Raw genomic sequence first — 2,728 nt, forward strand, 5'->3', positions numbered from 1 at the left:
TTTCATTTCTGATCAATTTGCTGCAATTCTTAAAGGAAAGAGTAAAATAAATCAAGGTGGTTGTTCGGTGTCTTTTCACCGCAATTTTAAGGTCCTGGTTCAAGGAAAACCAAGTGCCTATGTAGTTCCCGTCGGAGTAAGTTTTGAATCGTTGGATCAAAATGGCAATGCATTAAATTTAGGAGAAATCGCGGTTCTACAAGAAGAGATCCCTGCATTTATGAAATCAATTGTACAACAAGGAATTATTGTCAGTGCTTTACATAATCACTGGTTATACATGAATCCCTTAATTATGTATATTCATATCCAATCGGTAGAGCACCCGTTACATTTTGCAAGAAAATTGGCAAATTTATTTTTATCGTTAAGCAGCTATCCTGTTACTAATATCGAAGGGCAATAATTTATCTACAATCATAGATATGGTAATAATATGTACCAGACTCCATGCACGTTGCGCTTGTATAAATAGTATTATCTAATGTATCTTCTTCCGTTATTACTCCTCCTTTTGGAACCTCACAATTTTACAAAATACGAAAAATGACCGATATACCCTCTTCTTCGTTATCTATACCCTGAATATTTTGTTTACCATACGCTGCCCGTATAAACCTTGATGGTGGGGTGAAATCTCCATTAAGTCCCATTGAACCTGAACCTTGTCCAAAAGCACTTAATGGTACATCCCCCGCGCATGGCTGCGATTTAAGACCTATATATTGTCTTAAATTTTATAAATGCCAATTAAACTCAGGACTATTAGTCACTACTCCTTGTCGATTCTAATACAATAGATTTACCCCATTTATCCGCTAAAATCCAATGTAATGGTGGACTAACTCCTAAAGCAGCTAATGGTACCTCCCAAAAGGAAATACTAGCTACAAATTTCTTTAACTCTTCAACAGATTTGAATTGTGTCTTTTGAAACCAGAAGAAAAGCCAATAGATTTCTGAAAACTAGGCGTATGATTTGATATTGTAAAGCCCTCAGGCATCAATTTGTTCATCACCTATCATCATGTATCCCTTGGTTGAAACCATCAGCTTTTCTGTACCACTTCCCAGTCGATAGCTCGAAAAGTTATGGGTGTTGAGCTCAATTTAACGACGACGAGAGCTGCTCCCTAATTAGTGATGAAACCCATTATCACATTTCGTATCATGTGGCATAGGTCCATCCAAGGAATCCAGAAAGGCAACGGCCTGTTTGAGGTTCCTCAAAAATAAATGCGCGAGATCCATAGAAAATCCGTTTCGAACCACAACGCGCATAATCGTCACTGCTTCTAGATCTGGAGGCAATGGATATGCGGGTACTTGCCAGCCGAACACACGCAATTGTCGAGATAAATCATAAAGGTTCCAGTTTAATGTGTAACCTTTTTTCAGTTGCCAAGCGAAAACCGGAATATCCGAACCATCGGACAAAAGTTCGAACGGTTCCATCTCCTGAATCGCCTTGCTAAGAAAAAGAGCGACCTTCTGAGAAGCCCTTTGGACATCATAGTACCCACTTTTCCCCAAACGCAGGTAATTGTAATATTGTAGGAGCACTTGTGCGCCAGGACGTGAAAAATTCAGGGCAAAAGTCGGCATGTTTCCACCTAAATAGGAGACGCGGAAGATTAAATCATCGGGGAGATCATCAGCTTCCCGCCAAATTATCCAACCCAAGCCAGGATAGACTAATCCATATTTATGTCCCGATACATTGATGGACTTCACCCTCGGCAACTGAAAATCCCAGACTAAATCTGGTTGAAGAAACGGTGCTATAAATCCGCCCGAAGCCGCATCTACATGCATAGGAATGTCGAGTCCCGTCCTCTCCTGTAAATCGTCCAACGCTTTTGCAATGGCGGCAACCGGTTCGTAAAGTCCGGTATAAGTCTCACCGAGAATCGGTACCACACCAATCGTATTTTCATCCACGGCTGCAAGGACCCCTTGAGGATCTAATCGGGGATGCTCAGGGCTAACCTTCACATAGCGTGGTTCAACCTCCCAATAGTTCGCAAATTTTTCCCAAACGACTTGAACAGCAGAACTAAACACAATATTAGGCCGATCCACCGGCTTACCCTCTCTTTTTCGTACATTTTGCCAGCGTCTCTTTAACGCAAGCCCCCCGAGCATACAGGCTTCCGACGATCCAGTTGTTGAAACGCCCATAGTTGTAAGGGGGCTGGGGGAATGCCAGAGGTTGGCTAAAATGCGTACACACCGCTCCTCAATTTCAGCTGTCTGTGGATATTCGTCCTTATCAATTATGTTCTTATCAAATGCTTTAGCATATAAGTGCTCTGCGGTAGGTTCCATCCATGTACTAACGAATGTTGCAAGATTCAAGCGTGCATTGCCATCAAGAGTCATTTCATCATGGACGATTTGATACGCTGTTTCTGGTAACATGCCTTCATCAGGCATGTGAAAGCGCGGAACGACTGATTCTCCTTTGCGGGCAAAAAGAGGATTTATAGAAAATTCGGGAGGCAGCTCCATTTGCACGTGACGCGGTAGATATTGTGGATTATCTGGCATAACCTCTTTTCCTTCATATGTATCGTTTTGCACTTCTTCTTTTCGATCCTGCGGCATACTAGTCCCCCTTAATTAATGGTTTAACAAATATATTATTTACAAAAAAACATTTGCTAAACCAAGGGACAATTCTAATAAAAGGTGATGCCATCATTCAAAATAAAGGAGTATAGTTTTT

General features: G+C 41.3%; 2 protein-coding genes and 1 pseudogene. 1 reads left to right on the top strand and 2 read right to left on the bottom strand.

The annotated features are described in order from the left end of the window. The coding region (locus tag ACQGSG_RS28170) for a DUF1259 domain-containing protein (RefSeq protein WP_426948618.1) at positions 1 to 406 on the top strand (406 nt) is incomplete at its 5' end. A 4-nt stretch (positions 407 to 410) separates the two neighbouring features. On the opposite strand, the pseudogene ACQGSG_RS28175 reads toward ACQGSG_RS28170, so the two are convergent. Both ACQGSG_RS28175 and ACQGSG_RS28180 read right to left on the bottom strand, forming a co-directional pair. Further along, positions 411 to 930, bottom strand: a pseudogene (locus tag ACQGSG_RS28175) (linear amide C-N hydrolase); the annotation flags it as partial. 207 nt (positions 931 to 1,137) lie between these two features. Beyond that, positions 1,138 to 2,607: a glutamate decarboxylase gene (locus ACQGSG_RS28180; RefSeq protein ID WP_097813657.1), complete on the bottom strand. Its 1,470-nt coding sequence runs from the start codon at positions 2,605 to 2,607 to the stop codon at positions 1,138 to 1,140. Between the last annotated feature and the right edge of the window lie 121 nt (positions 2,608 to 2,728).

The organism is Bacillus sp. GMa5/1, from assembly GCF_050172015.1.
GTDB lineage: Bacteria > Bacillota > Bacilli > Bacillales > Bacillaceae_G > Bacillus_A > Bacillus_A cereus.